Raw genomic sequence first — 16,945 nt, forward strand, 5'->3', positions numbered from 1 at the left:
TTTTATTTCAAATCGAAACGATCCAAATCCATTACTTTCGCCCATGCAGCAACAAAATCATTCACAAACTGTACCTTAGCATCGTCGCAGGCATACACTTCGGCAAGCGCTCTTAACTCCGAGTTGGACCCGAAAATTAAATCCACTCGGGTTCCCTTCCATTTAAGTTCTCCTGTTACCCGATCGGTGCCTTCAAAATGATACTGGTCGTCTGAAGTTGCTTTCCATGTAGCTCCCATATCTATAAGATTCACGAAAAAAGCGTTGTTCAAAGTGTCCTTGTCCTTTGTAAATACTCCACAATTAGAGCCGTCACAATTTGTGCTTAGAACTCGCATACCTCCTACAAGCACTGTCATTTCGGGGACTGTAAGTGTCATTAATTGCGCCTTGTCTACTAACATTTCTTCGGCAGCAGTCTTTTGTCCCTTTTTTACATAGTTTCTAAATCCGTCGGCAACAGGTTCCAAATATCCGAACGATTCTACATCGGTTTGTTCCTGTGATGCATCTGTACGCCCGGGATTGAATGGAACTGTTACATTCTGACCGGCATTTCTGGCCGCCTTTTCTACAGCCGCACATCCGCCTAATACAATGATATCGGCCAGAGAAACTTGCTTATTTCCGGATTGATTTTGATTGAATTCCTTTTGAATTTTTTCAAGAGTCTCCAAAACTTTTGATAACTCTGAAGGATTATTTACTTCCCAATATTTTTGTGGTGCCAAACGAATTCGTGCTCCATTGGCCCCTCCACGCATGTCGGAATCTCGATATGTAGATGCCGAAGCCCATGCAGTGGTTACTAATTGTGAAATTGTAAGTCCCGAAGAAAGTAGCGCTTTCTTTAAAGTTGCAACATCCTGATTGTCGATAAGTGCATGAGTTACTTTTGGAATCGGATCCTGCCAGATAAGCTCTTCTGCAGGAACTTCCGGTCCAAGATATCGAGAAATGGGCCCCATGTCACGATGAGTCAATTTGTACCATGCACGTGAAAAAGCATCGGCGAATTCCTTCGGATTTTCATAAAACCGTTTTGAAATCTTTGCGTATGCCGGGTCTTCCCGTAACGAAAGATCGGTTGTAAGCATGATGGGAGTATGACTCTTTGAAGGATCATGTGCGTCGGGAACAATTCCTGCACCTGCTCCGTTCTTCGGTTTCCATTGATGCGCTCCCGCCGGACTTTTTGTAAGTTCCCATTCAAATCCGAATAGATTTTCGAAGAAATTATTACTCCATTTTGTGGGTGTGGTTGTCCACGTACCTTCCAATCCGCTGGTAATTGTGTCGCCTCCCTTTCCTGAGCCAAACGAATTTTTCCAGCCCATACTTTGCAGTTCTATTCCGGCTGCGGCCGGTTCTCTATCCACATATTTTCCTGCATCGGCTGCCCCATGTGTTTTTCCAAAGGTATGACCTCCTGCAATAAGCGCAACGGTCTCTTCGTCGTTCATGGCCATACGGCCAAAAGTCTCTCTAATATCGTGAGCCGCTGCGATGGGATCCGGGTTTCCGTTGGGTCCTTCCGGATTTACATAAATAAGTCCCATTTGCACAGCCGCCAACGGATTTTCAAGATCGCGATCTCCTTCATACCGCTTGTCTCCAAGCCACTCGGCCTCGTTACCCCAGTAAATATCTTGTTCGGGTTCCCAAACATCTTCCCTGCCACCAGCAAAGCCGAAGGTTTTAAAATCCATAGATTCTAAGGCACAGTTACCTGCCAGAATCATTAAATCTGCCCAGGAAAGTTTTTTTCCGTATTTCTTTTTAATAGGCCATAAAAGTAAACGTGCCTTGTCGAGATTTCCATTGTCCGGCCAGCTATTAAGAGGAGCGAAACGCTGACTTCCGGAGCCCGCACCTCCACGACCGTCTCCAATTCGATAGGTGCCGGCGCTATGCCATGCCATTCGAATAAAAAACGGGCCGTAGTGGCCAAAATCTGCCGGCCACCAGTCCTGCGACTTGGTCATTAATTGGTATAAATCGTTTTTAACAGCACTCAGGTTAAGTGTTTTAAACTCCTTTGCGTAGTTGAATCCCTTATTCATGGGATCCGATTTTGAAGAATGTTGTCTTAGAATGTTAAGCTTTAACTGGTTGGGCCACCAATCCCTATTCGATGTACCACCTCCTGCAGTGATATTTTGAGGCCCCCCCATAAAAGGGCATTTAGTGATGTCGCCACCTTCGTTAATTTCCCAGGCTTCGCCATTGTTTTTTGTAGTATCCATAATGTAACTGTTTTAATCTATACAAGGCTAAATTTACCAATAACAAACTGCAAAGCCTAATACTTTAAATTGTATGTTTTAATTTAAGAATTGATAAAATTGATAGTACGTAGTTCCGACTATATAAATAAATTATTTAAGCAGTCATTTAGATGGTGCGCAAAATAGCCGCAGCGGCTTTGAGGGTTGTTTCGGTTTTCGCAAAACACACTCTTATTTGTTTAAAATCTTCCTTGTTTTCGTTGAATACTGAAGTGGGAATGGTCGCTATTTTATTTTCTTTGGTAAGACGTTCAGCAAATGCGATATCGCTTTCCGAAGAAATACCTGAAAAATCCAACAACTGAAAATAAGTTCCTCTCGAGGGAATCATTGTAAATCTTGTATCCTTTAAAAGATCAAGAAAATAATCCCGTTTTTGCTGGTAAAAAGAAGCCAGCCCCAGATAGTTATCTGGATGGCCAAGATAGGTTGCCAATGCTTTCTGAATAGGATGATTTACACAAAAAACATTGTATTGGTGAACCTTCCGAAATTCGCTTGAAAGCGCTTCGGGTGCAAGACAGTATCCTATTTTCCAACCTGTATTATGAAATGTTTTTCCGAAGGAAGCGGTAATAAAACTTCGCTTCGCCAGTTCGGGAAACCTGGCGGCACTTTGATGTAGGTTTCCGTCAAAAATAATATGCTCATATACCTCATCACTTATTACCAACAGATCGTGCTTGACGGCTAAGCGTTCCAACTGCTTCATATCATTTTCAGAGAAAAGCATCCCACTGGGATTATGTGGAGAATTGACAATAATAAGTTTTGTCTTTGTCGTGATTTTTTGTGCAACTTCTTCCCAATTAGGGGCAAATAGGGGTGCCTGAAGCTGAACGGGTATCGTAATCCCTCCAAAAAGTTGAATGGCCGGTTGGTAACAATCGTAGGCCGGGGTGAAAATTAGGACTTCATCACCTATCTTAATGGTAGCCGCTATTGCTGTAAAAATAGCCTGTGTTGCTCCGGCTGTTATTGTAATTTCTGAAGCGGGATTGTAGGTCCTACCATAAGCTGTTGCCACTTTTATTGAAACTTCCTCCCGCAGCATCATATCTCCTGCCATGGGTGCATACTGGTTATGTCCCTCTTTCATAGCTTTCGAAACCAATTCGATGAGCAGAGGATCACTATCAAAATCGGGAAAACCTTGTGAGAGATTTATGGCATTATGCTCTGCCGCCATCTTACTCATAATGGTAAATATCGAGGTGGTAACATCGGGAAGTTTTGAAATAATCATGGTGAGGTCTTAAGTAAGTGATTCATATACAGCATGTCATTATCTGATTTTTTATAAGAATTGTAAGAAAAAACGTATATTGCCTTCCCCAAATGTACTTAACCAATGAAGAAATATTATTATTTCTTGTTGTTTTCTATGTCTCTATTCCCTGCTAGTGGACAAAATACTTTGTTTTTATCGGGAGGAGAGGACACAAAAACACCTCAAAAGAAGGTGCTTTTTCAGAAGCTAATGGACTCATCAATAGTTCATTACAACAATGGAGATTACCGAAAAGATCTTGCCTTAAATTTTAAGCTGTTAAAATTGGCATTCGAAATAGATGAGCCATACTATATTCACAAGGGGTATCGAAATCTGGCGTACGACTATCTGGTTCTGGGCGACACTTTGTTGGCCAAAGAAAGTTTCAACAAATCTGAGCAACAAGCAAGGCTATCTAATAATGATACCGCGACCGCACTCACCTATATGGATTTGGCTAATATTTATTCCGTAAATAGAGATAGTATTGCGAAGGCATTCGACTATCACGATAAATCCATCAAACTTTTTGAAACCATAAAAGATTCGGTAGGATTGGCCAAAGCCCATTATAATTTGATACTCACTGCTATTGAAAACAAGGAATTTAATACAGCCTATACACATATTATTAAGGCGAGAAAGTTTATTAATCATGGTGATCCTGCATATTCAGCGGCCTTAGATAACTTAATGGGGCAATACCATTATCTGAAGGAAAATTTTGAAACGGCCAATTTGTATTTCAGAAAGGCTATTACAGCTGCCGAAATAGAAGGCCATGTGTTGGTGTTGGAGGAGGCCTATTACGATTATAGTGAGAGTTTATTTGCACAGAAAAATTATAAGGCTGCCTTCGATGCAAAAACGAAATATGAAGAATATCTTAGTATCAATCAGCAGAAGATAATATCCAGTGATGTTGAATCCATCTCTGCCAGTTATCAGGTAGAAGAATACCGAAAAGATGTAGCGGAAGCCGAAACTCAGTATCAACTTCAAAACGAAATCATAAATAGCAAGAGCAGACTAAACACGATTTTAATCATTGGCCTTTCTTGTTTTCTAATACTATTTGTCACCTTGTTTTTTGCCTACAGAAATAGAAAACATCTGGTAAAAGAGCTAAAATTTAAAAATAAAGAATATCTCAGAGCCAAAGAGGAGACCGAAAGGTTATCCAAGGCCAAAGGGAAGTTCTTTTCTACTGTAAGTCATGAATTGCGCACCCCACTGTATGGTGTTATTGGATTAACGACAATCCTCCTTGAAGACAAATCGCTCAAGAGTCATTTAAATGATTTGAAATCACTAAAGTTTTCGGCAGATTATCTGCTTGCGTTAATAAACGATGTGCTTCAGATAAATAAAATAGACTCCAATACCATCGAAAACGAGCAAACAACATTCAGTTTGAGAGAACTTACTAAAAAGATTGTATCGTCCTTCGAGTATATGCGTATTCAAAACAACAATGAAATACACATTCATATATCCGATTCGGTGCCGGAGTTTATTCACGGGAACTCGGTGCGATTGTCGCAGGTTTTAATGAATTTAATAGGAAATGCCTGTAAGTTTACTGAAGACGGAAATATTTATATTATTGCCGAAACCACCAAAAATACCCCGGACAAAACTGCTATAAAATTCTATATTCGAGATACCGGAATGGGAATTCCATACGAAAAACAACAAAATATCTTCGAAGAATTTTCACAGTTAGACAATCACAACTACAAATATCAAGGTACCGGACTGGGTCTTCCCATTGTGAAAAAGCTACTACAACTGGACAATGCCGATATCACATTAAAAAGTGATCCGGGTAAGGGGTCTTTGTTCTCTTTCACCCTCGAATACGATGTCGTTGCTGAAAAACAAAACTCCGAAATTCCTGTGTTTTTAGACACTTCGTTGCTAAAAGGTAAAAAGATTCTTGTAGCCGAAGACAACCGAATTAACCAAACTGTTACCAAAAAGATTCTGGAGAAAAATGACATGAGTTGTGTGATTGCTGAAAATGGTGCCATCGCAGTAGAAAAAGCACAATCTGAAGTGTTCGACCTTATTTTAATGGATATAAACATGCCTGTAATGAATGGTATTTCGGCGGCAAATCAAATTAGGACTTTCAATGCTACTGTCCCAATTCTAGCGTTAACAGCAGTTGAAATTGAGGAAATACGTCAGAACATTTTCGAATCGGGGATGAACGATATCATCGTAAAGCCCTACGATGTTACCAAATTTATACAAACGCTTTCAAAAAATCTATCTGAAACACCCAAAGTTCAAGACAAGGTTATAAAGCTACGCGCTATTTAAATTACGCTTTCAAACTGGCACTCAAATATTCCCGGTTCATACGGGCAATATTCTCCAATGAAATTCCTTTTGGGCATTCAATTTCACAGGCACCTGTATTCGTACAATTTCCAAAACCTTCTTTGTCCATTTGCTCCACCATATTGAGTACCCTTTCCGTGGCTTCAATACGTCCTTGAGGTAATAGCGCATATTGTGAAACTTTTGCGCCAACAAATAGCATCGCAGAAGCATTTTTACAGGCTGCTACACAGGCTCCGCAACCAATACAGGTTGCAGCATCCATGGCTTCGTCTGCGGCGTCTTTTGGAATTGGGATGGCATTGGCGTCTTGGGTATTCCCTGAAGTATTTACCGAGATATAACCTCCCGCCTGCTGAATACGTTCAAAAGCAGTTCTATCTACCACCAAATCCTTTATCACGGGAAAAGCTCTGGCTCTAAAAGGTTCTATAACTATAGTGTCTCCGTCCTTAAACATTCGCATGTGTAACTGACAGGTAGTTACCCCTCTGTCCGGACCGTGAGGCTCGCCGTTAATTTGCATAGAACACATTCCGCAGATTCCTTCACGACAATCGTGATCGAAGGCTACGGGGTCTTCATTGCTGTTTACAAGCTGCTCGTTGAGAACGTCCATCATTTCCAAAAAAGACATATGTTCCGAAATTTCGGTAACGTTATAAGAGACCATCTTTCCTTTGGACGCTCCGTCTTTTTGTCTCCAGATTTTTAATGTAAGATTCATACCTAGTTAGGTTTTAGTAAAGAGGAAATAGCGATAAGGGTATTATTTCATTTCCAATTTTTTTATCAATGAGTTTAGCATTTTACTAATCTCAACAATTAATTTTTCAATCTCCATGCAATCAGTAATATATTTTAACTCGACTGCAATTAACAATTGCGTTTCCAATTCGAACAAAGAACCTCTTGCCGTTCTTAGAAACTGAATATAATTTTTTGCCGTATTTCTTCCCCATCCTTCAGCAATATTTGAAGGAATGGAAACAGCAGCTCTGTTCATTTGACTTATCAAACCAAACTTTTCATCCTGAGGAAAGCTTGCTGTACACTCATAAATTAATTTCACCAGAGAAATAGATTTCTGCCAGACAATCAACTCTTTGTATGACGAAATACTACCCATTAATCTTTCTTTTCCCTATTCCCTATTCCCTAATTACTTATAAGACCGTTGTTTCAACTCAATATCTTTAAACTCCAGGTCTTCTTTGTGTAAAACTGCAGCTCCCGGTTCTCCTTTATACTCCCAAGCGGCTACAAAGGCATATTCTTCGTCATTTCGTTTGGCCTCTCCTTTTTGTTCCCCATCGGTTTCAACAGATTCCTCTCTGAAATGACCTCCACAGGATTCTTCCCGCATCAAGGCATCCTTGGCAAACAACTCTCCCAATTCGAGGAAATCGGCTACTCGACCTGCCTTTTCCAGTTCGGGATTCATTTCATTTGCACTTCCCGGAACCTTTACATTCTTCCAAAAATCTTCTCGCAGCGCTTTAATTTCGGTCATTGCTTCAGTTAAGCCTTTGGCATTTCGCGCCATTCCAACCTTGTCCCACATAATTTTTCCGAGTAATTTGTGATAATGGTCTACAGAATGAGTTCCCTTATTATTTACAAAGAAATCTATCTTGTCTTTTACTTCCTTTTCGGCTGCATCAAATTCCGGTGTGTTGGTTGGAATCTTTCCGGTACGAATATCGTGCGATAAATAGTCACCAATAGTATAAGGCAACACAAAATACCCGTCGGCCAACCCCTGCATCAAAGCTGAAGCCCCTAATCGGTTTGCTCCATGATCTGAAAAGTTGGCTTCTCCAATACAATACAACCCTTCCACGGTTGTCATTAGGTTGTAATCTACCCAAACACCTCCCATGGTGTAGTGCGTTGCAGGATAGATCATCATGGGTGTTTTATACGGATTCTGATCTACAATTTTTTCATACATCTGAAAAAGGTTACCGTACTTTTCTTCTACAACGGCTTCGCCTAATTCTAAAATTTTTTCTTCCGAAGCATCTTCAAGATGCAGCAATTTAGCCTTTTCTGTTCCGTAGCGTTTTATCGCCGCTTTAAAGTCTAAATACACAGCTTCTCCCGTCGCATTTACTCCAAATCCGGCATCGCAACGCTCTTTTGCGGCTCTGGAAGCCACATCACGAGGCACAAGGTTTCCGAAGGCAGGATAACGACGCTCCAGATAATAATCTCTGTTTTCTTCCGAAATTTCTGTCGGTTTTAATTTTCCTTCCCGAATTGCCATTACATCTTCCATCCGTTTTGGCACCCAGATACGGCCGTCATTCCGAAGCGATTCAGACATCAACGTTAATTTAGACTGATAATCTCCAGATCGTGGAATACAGGTGGGGTGAATTTGAGTATAGCACGGATTGGCGAAAAAAGCACCTTTTTTATGAATTTTCCAGGCTGCCGTGGCGTTCGACCCCATTGCATTTGTAGAAAGGTAATACACATTCCCATAACCTCCCGAAGCAATTACCACAGCATGTGCCGAATGTCTTTCAATTTCGCCGGTGATTAAATTGCGGGCGATAATTCCTCTGGCTTTTCCGTCAATCTTCACAACGTCCAACATCTCATGTCTATTGAACATCTGAATTTTTCCGCGGGCAATCTGCCGATTCATCGCAGAATAGGCTCCCAACAACAATTGCTGACCCGTTTGACCTTTCGCATAGAAAGTACGAGACACCAATACGCCTCCAAACGAACGATTGTCGAGTAATCCTCCGTAATCTCGGGCAAAAGGAACTCCCTGAGCCACACATTGATCAATAATATTTGCCGAAACCTCAGCCAAACGATGCACATTAGCTTCCCGAGAACGATAATCTCCTCCTTTTACAGTGTCGTAAAAAAGACGGAATACCGAATCGCCATCCCCCTGATAATTTTTTGCTGCGTTAATTCCTCCCTGAGCCGCAATAGAATGCGCCCGTCTTGGAGAATCCTGATAACAATAGGCTTTTACATTGTAGCCCAGCTCTGCCAATGTAGCGGCAGCACTTCCTCCCGCAAGTCCGGTTCCTACAACGATAACATCTATATTCCGTTTGTTTGCCGGATTTACAAGATTGATCTTATTCTTATAATTTGTCCACTTATCGGCTAAGGGTCCTTTTGGTATTTTGGAGTCTAATATCGACATAGCTTATTTTTTAGTGGGGTAACTGATTAAAATGATGATACAAGGCTATGAAAATAAATCCTAACGGAATTACAATCGCAAATAATTGGGTAAAGCCCCTCAATCCCTTCGAATATTTGTTGTTAAATCCCATACTCTGGAAGGCCGAAGAAAAGCCGTGCCACAGGTGAAAGGCCAATAGTACAAAGGCCAAAACATATAAGCCGGTGCGAACGGGACTTTCAAATTTATGTACAGTCTCTGCATAGTAACGCGTTGGATCTTCGGGGTTGGACTCGAAGTATTTGTGGACTATTTCGGGAATCCAGAAATCGTAAAAGTGCAATCCTAAAAAGGCTAAAATTACCAGGCCGGAAACAATCATATTTCTGGAGGCCCAGGTTGAATTTCTATTCCCTTTAAACGATTGGTACGAAACTGCACGTGCATTCCGATTTCGTATTTCCAGTACAAAGCCCATGATAAAGTGAAATAATACCCCTAAAATTAGAACAGGTTGCAATCCAAATTGCACCAGGCCATTGGTGCCCATAAAATGCGACCAGCTGTTAAAAGTGTCGGGCGCAATTACCGAAGTGATGTTGATCGTAAAATGTTGTGCTAAAAAAACAACAAGAAATAAACCCGAAAGTGCCATCGCAACTTTTCTGGCTATCGAAGAGGAGAGTAATCCCATTATGGTTTTCTTTTATAGAAAAATTAAAGTACAAAAATACGGCTCACTGCCTATTTTGCCAAACAATATGATTTGTTTTACCGGCTATTTAGAATAGTTATAAACACTATTTTACTTCCAACGATGATTTTACATATTTTCCGTTTTGGGAAATGACAATTTTGTAGGTTCCTTTGGGCAAATAATACTTCCCGTTATCAGCTTTACTCACTTTTTTATCTGCCTTTTCCAAGTATTTAATTCCCTTTTCTGAAACTGTCACATCGTAGGGTATCATATTCACCCCTTTTGAAACTTCTGAAGTAAAGTCTTGTATTTGTTTGCCGTCTTCAGTCTGAATAGAAACAATAACCTTACCGGCTTGCGGACTATACAACTGAAGCATTACCGATGGCTCATAGGCGTCATTCCAAGGACTGAAACTACTTCCCCAGCGTCGTGAAGCCTGAAGGGGTTCTATTTCAGCCATTAATAAATCATTCATATTTGAGGCATTCAATTTCTGAAGCAACGAAATATCGGCTACATAAATAGAACGTCCATGGGTTCCAACCACCAAATCCTTGGCTTTCGCCTGCACCACCAAATCGTGCATTGCTACATTGGGCAGCCCGTTAGCAAATGCTTCCCAACTATCTCCGCGATCAAACGAAACATAAACGCTATTGTCCGTTCCCAGATACAACAGATTTTCATTTTCGGGATCTTCTTTAATTACATTTACCGGAGACATAGGAAGATTGGCTGTAATATTCTTCCAGGTTGCTCCGTAGTTCTCACTCACATAAACATACGGTTTAAAATCGTCCCAACGGTAGCCGTTAAGCGTTACATACACACGTTCTTTTTTATGTGCTGAAGCTATGACTCTGCTTACCCACAAATCCTTTGGAAAAGATCCTGAAATAGCTACCCAATTCCCGCCGGCATTTTTTGATACATGGACGAGTCCGTCGTCACTTCCGGCATATAACAATCCGAACTGCAACGGAGATTCGCTAATACTGGTCAGCGTTCCGTAGGCTACATTCCCCGGCTTTCCTCCATGGGTTAGGTCGCCCGAAATAGCTTCCCAATCGGTCCCTTGATTCATGCTTCGCATCAATTTGTTTCCGCCCAGATACAGGATATCCTGATTGTGCGGACTCAATAAAATAGGTGTTTGCCAGTTGAAACGATAGGGAGTTTCTCCCAATTCGTGTTTGGGTTGTATGTAGGCGTAATCTTTTGTTTTGCGGTTGATTCGATAGTAATTTCCAAACTGAAATCCGGTATAAACAATGTCACTGTCACGACTGTCTATTTGAACCTGCATTCCGTCACCTCCCAAAATCATTTTATAAGGATATTCTCCCCCCTGATGCCAATAAGGTCCTGCTTCATAATTGTGCGCGCCCACCCAAACTCCGTTGTCCTGAAGTCCGCCATACACATTATACGGTTCTTCATTATCCACGTTTATCGCATAAAATTGCCCTACCGAAGGCGCATTGTTTTTAATCCAGTTTGCGCCGTCATCGTAGCTTATATTTATTCCGCCATCGTTCCCGTCAATCAAATGTCCGGGCATTTTCGGGTTGATCCATAATGCATGATGATCTGCGTGCACATTATCTGCGTCAATTGATGTAAAGGTTTTTCCACCGTCTTTCGATTTTAGAATAGGTACTCCATAGATGTAAATACCGTCTTTGTTACTTGGGTCTACGTGTACCTTTCCGAAGTAATACCCATAGGAATAATAAATAGCGTCCAAAAAGCCATCGTGAGTTTTATTCCAGGTTTTTCCACCATCGGTGCTTTTATACACCTCGGCTCCTATTACCGGTGTATCGAATAATTGCGAATTGGCATCTTCCAGATACTTGGCCAGATCGATAGGTTTTACGGTCCCGCTTCGCACCATATTCTTTACATTTTCGGCCTTGTATTTTTCCTGAAATCCATTCATTCGTAAATACTGATTCAGTTTGTCATTATCCAATGCCAGAAACTGAGTCGTCGTCATAGTATTAAAATCGTCTTTCGACAACATATCGCTTTTATCGCTTGGTTTGTCTCCTTCTTTACGTCGCGCCTGGTTGTCGTGAATGGCATACACGGTATTGGCGTCATAGATAGCAAGACCAATTCTACCTACACCCTCCCCGGTGGGAAAGCCACTGCCATCTACTGAAACCTTTGTCCAAGAATTTCCGGCATCGGTAGACTTATAAATTCCACTGCCTACTCCGTTACCAGTAAAATTCCACGCCTTGCGATCTTTGTCCCAGGAAGCGGCATACATTAAATTATAGTTGTTGGGGTCGCGTTCCAGTTCGATAATCCCCGATTGATTGTTTACAAAAAGGGTTCTGTTCCAGGTTTTACCCCCGTCCATTGTTTTGAAGATTCCTCTTTCATCATTTGTTGAATACAAATGTCCCAAAACTCCTACCACTAATTCTTCAGGATTATTCGGGTTGATTAAGATGCTGCTAATGTGATGCGAATCTTTCAGCCCCATATTCTCCCATGTCTTACCTCCATCTGTAGATTTCAGCAAACCAATTCCCGCATACGAAGAGCGCGAAGCATTTACTTCTCCCGTTCCAACCCATAAGGTATTGGTCTTCCAATCCATCGCCAGAGACCCGACATTTTGGGTTGGACTGTTGTCGAGAACAGGGGTGAAACTCGTCCCGTTATTATTGGTATGCCAAACTCCCCCACTTGCATAGCCCACATAAAATTCGATTGGATTGTCGGGATTTACTGCAAAACCTACGACGCGTCCACTCATTACCGTGGGGCCAATGTTTTTGAAAGGAAGGTTTTTAACGATAGAGTTTTCGGTTAGTGTGGTTTTTTGCTGTAACCCGGTAGTGACTTCACTAACCGAGCTGGCGGGTTGTTGCGCCTTCACCGTAAAAACAAAACATACTACTAAGAGGAAATAGATTTTGAACTTCATAACTATAAATTAAAGGATGAAGATACTCATAAATGGAAAATAGGCAATAGGAATATATTTGAGATTTATTAATTTGCAGCATCTTTATCCGACTCGAATTTTACGGACGCCTTAACTTGAATAGTAATTATGAGTAAATCCGGCAGTGTATTAGAAAAGTATTTAATCGGAGTAATAAATGACAGCCGTCTTGACGTCCAACTACCTGCCATTCTAAATGAATTTTCACATGTATCCCTCTCCAAAAACAGCTATTTCTGTAAAACCGGCTCGGTGTGTGACTATTTCTGTTTTATTGAAAGTGGTATTTTACAACATTCCATTACCATTGAAGGAGAAGAAAAAACTACCTATCTCGCACTAAAAAATACGGTGACTTCTTCGTTAAAAAGTTTTAAAGACCTGGTTCCTTCTAGAAAAGATATCAAAGCCATTAGTGATTGCTCATTATGGGTGATTGATCTAAATACTTTTAATCAATTAATAACCAACAACAGTGCATTCAAAAAATTTTATTACAATTTAATTGAAAATCAGATTTACCTAATAGACGATTATCGTATCGACCTGCTCACACTCACGCCCGAAGAGCGATACAAAAAAATGCTGTCCAATGAGCCTACGTTGTTACAACAGGTGCCTTTGCACTATCTCGCTTCATTTTTAGGTATTTCTACCAGACATATGAGCAGAATTCGGAAAAATGTAATTTAACGCCAAATGGCTACTTCATTGCTGAATTCTTTACTTATTTTTGAACATCTTATTCTTTAGTATTCAATCTTATGAAGTATCATCCAGTAGACCGAAAATTATATAGTAAAAACCGTAAAAACTTTATGGCGCAAATGAAGCCTAAAAGCATTGCCGTTTTTAACAGCAACGATGTTTATCCGGTAAGTGCCGACAGCACCATGCCTTTTCAACAACACAGAGACATTTTGTTTTTGAGCGGGGTCGATCAGGAAGAAAGTATTTTACTGTTATTCCCCGACGCTGCGGATGCACAAAACAGAGAAGTACTTTTTCTGAAAGAAACCAACGACCATATTGCCGTTTGGGAAGGTGAAAAATTAACCAAGGAGCGTGCTTTTGAAGTAAGCGGAATTAAAACCGTGTATTGGTTGGAAGAATTCGACAAGGTCTTTTTTGAATTGATGACTCAGGCCGAAACCATTTATTTTAATACCAACGAACACTACCGTCAGGCAGTAATTACCGAAACCCGTGAAGACCGATTTATAAAAACTACAAAAGCAAAGTTTCCTGCACATAGTTGGGCGAAGAGCAATCCTATTTTACAACGCCTTCGTTCGGTAAAGGATGCTATAGAAATTGACCTTTTACAAACTGCCTGTGATATCACCGAGAAAGGCTTTCGTCGAGTGCTCAAGTTTGTGAAACCTAAGGTTTGGGAATACGAAATTGAAGCAGAGTTTATGCATGAGTTTCTTCGGAATCGATCCAAAGGATTTGCCTATACACCTATTATCGCCAGCGGAAACAGCGCCAATGTGTTACACTATATAGAAAACAATCAACAATGCAAGGACGGCGATTTACTATTGATGGACGTTGGTGCCGAATACGCCAATTACAGTAGTGATATGACGCGTACCATTCCCGTAAACGGAAAGTTTACCAAACGCCAACGGGAGGTATATAACGCTGTGCTTCGGGTAAAAGATGAGGCAACCAAAATGTTGGTTCCCGGCGCATTTTGGAAGGAATATCATGTAGAAGTGGGTAAATTAATGACTTCCGAATTATTGAAGCTGAAATTGATAGACAAGGCAGATGTAAAAAATGAAAATCCCGATTGGCCTGCCTATAAAAAATATTTTATGCACGGCACTTCGCATCATATAGGGTTAGATACACATGATTACGGAATTCTTTGGGAGCCCATGAAGGCCAATATGGTATTTACCGTTGAACCCGGAATCTATATTCCTGAAGAAGGCTTCGGAATACGCTTGGAGGACGATGTGGTAATTCAGAAAAAAGGAGAACCCCTTAACCTGATGCGCAATATTCCTATTGAAGCCGAAGAAATCGAGGAATTGATGAATCGCTAAGGTTTAAATCCCTTGATTTCAAGGTAAAAAGCACATATTTTTTGTAATTTTAGTTTTGGCATATAACCGAAAATTAAAATGAAGTGATGAAAAAATATTTTGTGCTCTTTGCCTTCCTGCTTATTTTTTCCAAGCCTTTTTGCCAACTCCCGGAGAGAAGTTCGGGGCAGGTGGTGACCGGCTCGAACATGTCCATATTTAATGATCCTAATTTTACAATGCCTTCCAATTCGGCGGGACCTGCGGTCCTCAAGTATCAGGAAATTGAAGGCACTCCTTACATCGACAATTCGTCTGAAACCAATGCCGTTCCAATTGGCAAGTTTTATTCTCCCGATTTTGAATATATAGAAACAGCTCTTGCAAGATACAACGCCTATACAGACAATATGGAAGTATCGTTGTTGGAAGATGGAATCGATTATTACTATCTCCGAAAAAAACCGGACTATCTGTATATTGTTTTGGGTAAAAAAACCTATCGTGCATATAATGTAGATGGTAGTTACAAATTCTTTGTTATTCTTTCTGAAAACGATACGCAAAAGTGTACGCTGTTAAAAAAGGAAACCATCGAATTTATGAAAGCTGAAAAAGCCTCCAGTTCTTTTGTGACCGATACGCCAAATAGCTTTAAAAGAGTACGGGATGTTTATTATTTTAAAATGGGGCATCGCCTCTTAGAAATTCCGAAAAATAAAAAATCATTCTACGGTTTATTCAATGAAAAGAAAAATGCGGTAAGAAGTTATATTGAAACCAATCGTTTGAAAATAAATGATGAAGAGGATCTAATAAAGATCTCGAACTATTATAACACTCTTCTTTAGACTCAAATTCCTGAATCAACTTTTTATTGACACTTTGGAAGTTTTATGAAAGAAATTTATTATTAAAAAAATCGCCAAGGCCGGAAGGACCCACCCCAAACTGTGCTCTGCCAACGGAATCCAGGATTTGATTTGGGTAACTGCAGTTTCAGAAATAACGAATTGTAAAAAATCGGGGATGCTGAATAGTAAGGTAACCAGTGTTACGCCCTTAAAAACAACTGGCGAAGCGAATCTTTCGGGAAGGGCATTCAATAAAATTAAAACAATGGTGATGGGGTATATAAACATCAAAGCCGGAACAGCGATGTCTATAATATAATGTACGTCGAATTGTCCCACGGCAACACCCAGTAAACATCCCAAAACTGCTGTAATTCGATATGCGAATTGTGAATTCCCTGCTATCCCCTTTACAAAATCGGACGTTCCTGTCACAATTCCAACGGCTGTGGTAAAGCATGCCAAAGCCACCAACACACCTAAAAATGCAGTGCCGATACTGCCCAACGTTGTTGTGCTTAACAGTGTGAGTAATTCGGTTCTATTTTCTACTTGTAGCGTTCCACTTTTGAAAGCTCCCAAAGCAATGAGGCCACCGTAAATACAAAAGAGTCCGATGCCGGCCCACAAACCCGATTTGGCAATCATGCTTTTCTTTTCTTCATAATTGTAAGTTCCTTGCAGAGCCAAAGAAATTACAATTACGCCACCTACTACCACCCCTCCAATAGCATCGAAGGTTTGATATCCTTCCAGAATACCGCTTGTAAAGGAGTTGTCGAAAATTGAGGCTCGAATGGGTTCAATATCACTAAAAATTCCAATGCCTATTATGGCAAGCAGAATGAGAATGATTAGCGGTGTTAAAAATTTACCGATTAAACTTATAATTTTTGTTCGGTTAAGTACAAAGAGGAGTACCAAGGCAAAATACAAGGAGCTTGTCCAAAGTGACGAGATTTCAAAATAAGGCTGAATTGCCATTTCATAGGTAACTGAAGCCGTTCGGGGAGAAGGTAACGAAACCGAAATCGCATACACAAGTACCGCATACAGTATGGCAAACCAGGGAGATACTTTTTTGGCAAAATCCAGCATGGTCCCTTGCAATCTTGCATAGCCGTAAATCGCCAAAATTGGAATTACCACCGCCGAAACAGAGAAGCCTAACGTAACCCATAACCAGCTTTCCCCTCCATTGTACCCTAAAAAAGGAGGTAAAATTAAATTCCCGGCTCCAAAAAAAAGTGAGAAGAGTGCAAAAGCTGTCACAAAGGTTTGTTTACTGTGGTTCATTGGCAGATATTTGTGTGCCGA

At 40.6% G+C, this 16,945-nt stretch carries 12 protein-coding genes; 4 read left to right on the plus strand and 8 right to left on the minus strand.

Annotated elements, in window-relative coordinates; genetic code table 11:
* Positions 1–2: 2 nt before the first annotated feature.
* The gene (katG, locus tag ATE92_RS04360) at positions 3–2,246 is read right to left on the minus strand and encodes a catalase/peroxidase HPI (protein ID WP_100802539.1); all 2,244 of its coding nucleotides are present in this window, start codon (positions 2,244–2,246) and stop codon (positions 3–5) included.
* A gap of 148 nt (positions 2,247–2,394) precedes the next feature.
* Positions 2,395–3,534 carry a methionine aminotransferase gene (locus tag ATE92_RS04365; RefSeq protein ID WP_100802540.1) on the minus strand — a complete coding sequence of 380 codons (1,140 nt, stop codon included), beginning with the start codon at positions 3,532–3,534 and terminating at the stop codon, positions 2,395–2,397.
* A gap of 105 nt (positions 3,535–3,639) precedes the next feature.
* Between ATE92_RS04365 and ATE92_RS04370 the strand changes: the two genes are divergently transcribed.
* Positions 3,640–5,889: a response regulator gene (locus ATE92_RS04370; protein ID WP_100802541.1), complete on the plus strand. Its 2,250-nt coding sequence runs from the start codon at positions 3,640–3,642 to the stop codon at positions 5,887–5,889.
* A gap of 1 nt (position 5,890) precedes the next feature.
* Here ATE92_RS04370 and ATE92_RS04375 read toward each other — a convergent pair whose 3' ends face one another.
* The 5 genes from ATE92_RS04375 to ATE92_RS04395 all read right to left on the minus strand — a co-directional run bounded on the left by ATE92_RS04375 (position 5,891) and on the right by ATE92_RS04395 (position 12,717).
* Positions 5,891–6,637: a succinate dehydrogenase/fumarate reductase iron-sulfur subunit gene (locus ATE92_RS04375; protein ID WP_100802542.1), complete on the minus strand. Its 747-nt coding sequence runs from the start codon at positions 6,635–6,637 to the stop codon at positions 5,891–5,893.
* A 42-nt stretch (positions 6,638–6,679) separates the two neighbouring features.
* Positions 6,680–7,039 carry a four helix bundle protein gene (locus ATE92_RS04380; protein ID WP_198515597.1) on the minus strand — a complete coding sequence of 120 codons (360 nt, stop codon included), beginning with the start codon at positions 7,037–7,039 and terminating at the stop codon, positions 6,680–6,682.
* 33 nt (positions 7,040–7,072) lie between these two features.
* Positions 7,073–9,088 carry a fumarate reductase/succinate dehydrogenase flavoprotein subunit gene (locus ATE92_RS04385; RefSeq protein WP_100802543.1) on the minus strand — a complete coding sequence of 672 codons (2,016 nt, stop codon included), beginning with the start codon at positions 9,086–9,088 and terminating at the stop codon, positions 7,073–7,075.
* A gap of 10 nt (positions 9,089–9,098) precedes the next feature.
* Complete coding sequence (locus ATE92_RS04390; protein WP_100802544.1) at positions 9,099–9,764, minus strand: succinate dehydrogenase cytochrome b subunit; 666 nt, start codon at positions 9,762–9,764, stop codon at positions 9,099–9,101.
* Positions 9,765–9,870: 106 nt separating this feature from the next.
* Entirely contained in the window at positions 9,871–12,717 is a 2,847-nt protein-coding gene (locus ATE92_RS04395) for a glycosyl hydrolase (protein ID WP_100802545.1), read from the minus strand.
* A 129-nt stretch (positions 12,718–12,846) separates the two neighbouring features.
* Between ATE92_RS04395 and ATE92_RS04400 the strand changes: the two genes are divergently transcribed.
* The 3 genes from ATE92_RS04400 to ATE92_RS04410 all read left to right on the plus strand — a co-directional run bounded on the left by ATE92_RS04400 (position 12,847) and on the right by ATE92_RS04410 (position 15,625).
* A complete protein-coding gene (locus ATE92_RS04400; RefSeq protein ID WP_100802546.1) occupies positions 12,847–13,431 on the plus strand; it encodes a Crp/Fnr family transcriptional regulator in 585 nt (194 codons plus the stop codon).
* Between the two features lie 71 nt (positions 13,432–13,502).
* The gene (locus ATE92_RS04405) at positions 13,503–14,795 is read left to right on the plus strand and encodes an aminopeptidase P family protein (RefSeq protein WP_100802547.1); all 1,293 of its coding nucleotides are present in this window, start codon (positions 13,503–13,505) and stop codon (positions 14,793–14,795) included.
* Positions 14,796–14,881: 86 nt separating this feature from the next.
* The gene (locus tag ATE92_RS04410; RefSeq protein WP_100802548.1) at positions 14,882–15,625 is read left to right on the plus strand and encodes a hypothetical protein; all 744 of its coding nucleotides are present in this window, start codon (positions 14,882–14,884) and stop codon (positions 15,623–15,625) included.
* A 15-nt stretch (positions 15,626–15,640) separates the two neighbouring features.
* Here the strand turns inward: ATE92_RS04410 and brnQ are convergent, their stop codons facing one another.
* On the minus strand, positions 15,641–16,924 hold the full coding sequence (brnQ, locus tag ATE92_RS04415; RefSeq protein WP_100802549.1) for a branched-chain amino acid transport system II carrier protein: 1,284 nt from the start codon (positions 16,922–16,924) through the stop codon (positions 15,641–15,643).
* Positions 16,925–16,945 lie beyond the last annotated feature (21 nt).

The organism is Ulvibacter sp. MAR_2010_11 (genome assembly GCF_002813135.1).
GTDB lineage: Bacteria > Bacteroidota > Bacteroidia > Flavobacteriales > Flavobacteriaceae > Altibacter.

Coding starts and splice junctions, on each gene's coding strand:
- katG (WP_100802539.1), bottom strand. CDS start 2,246: ATGGATACTACAAAAAACAATGGCGAAGCCTGGGAAATTAACGAAGGT.
- ATE92_RS04365 (WP_100802540.1), bottom strand. CDS start 3,534: ATGATTATTTCAAAACTTCCCGATGTTACCACCTCGATATTTACCATT.
- ATE92_RS04370 (WP_100802541.1), top strand. CDS start 3,640: ATGAAGAAATATTATTATTTCTTGTTGTTTTCTATGTCTCTATTCCCT.
- ATE92_RS04375 (WP_100802542.1), bottom strand. CDS start 6,637: ATGAATCTTACATTAAAAATCTGGAGACAAAAAGACGGAGCGTCCAAA.
- ATE92_RS04380 (WP_198515597.1), bottom strand. CDS start 7,039: ATGGGTAGTATTTCGTCATACAAAGAGTTGATTGTCTGGCAGAAATCT.
- ATE92_RS04385 (WP_100802543.1), bottom strand. CDS start 9,088: ATGTCGATATTAGACTCCAAAATACCAAAAGGACCCTTAGCCGATAAG.
- ATE92_RS04390 (WP_100802544.1), bottom strand. CDS start 9,764: ATGGGATTACTCTCCTCTTCGATAGCCAGAAAAGTTGCGATGGCACTT.
- ATE92_RS04395 (WP_100802545.1), bottom strand. CDS start 12,717: ATGAAGTTCAAAATCTATTTCCTCTTAGTAGTATGTTTTGTTTTTACG.
- ATE92_RS04400 (WP_100802546.1), top strand. CDS start 12,847: ATGAGTAAATCCGGCAGTGTATTAGAAAAGTATTTAATCGGAGTAATA.
- ATE92_RS04405 (WP_100802547.1), top strand. CDS start 13,503: ATGAAGTATCATCCAGTAGACCGAAAATTATATAGTAAAAACCGTAAA.
- ATE92_RS04410 (WP_100802548.1), top strand. CDS start 14,882: ATGAAAAAATATTTTGTGCTCTTTGCCTTCCTGCTTATTTTTTCCAAG.
- brnQ (WP_100802549.1), bottom strand. CDS start 16,924: ATGAACCACAGTAAACAAACCTTTGTGACAGCTTTTGCACTCTTCTCA.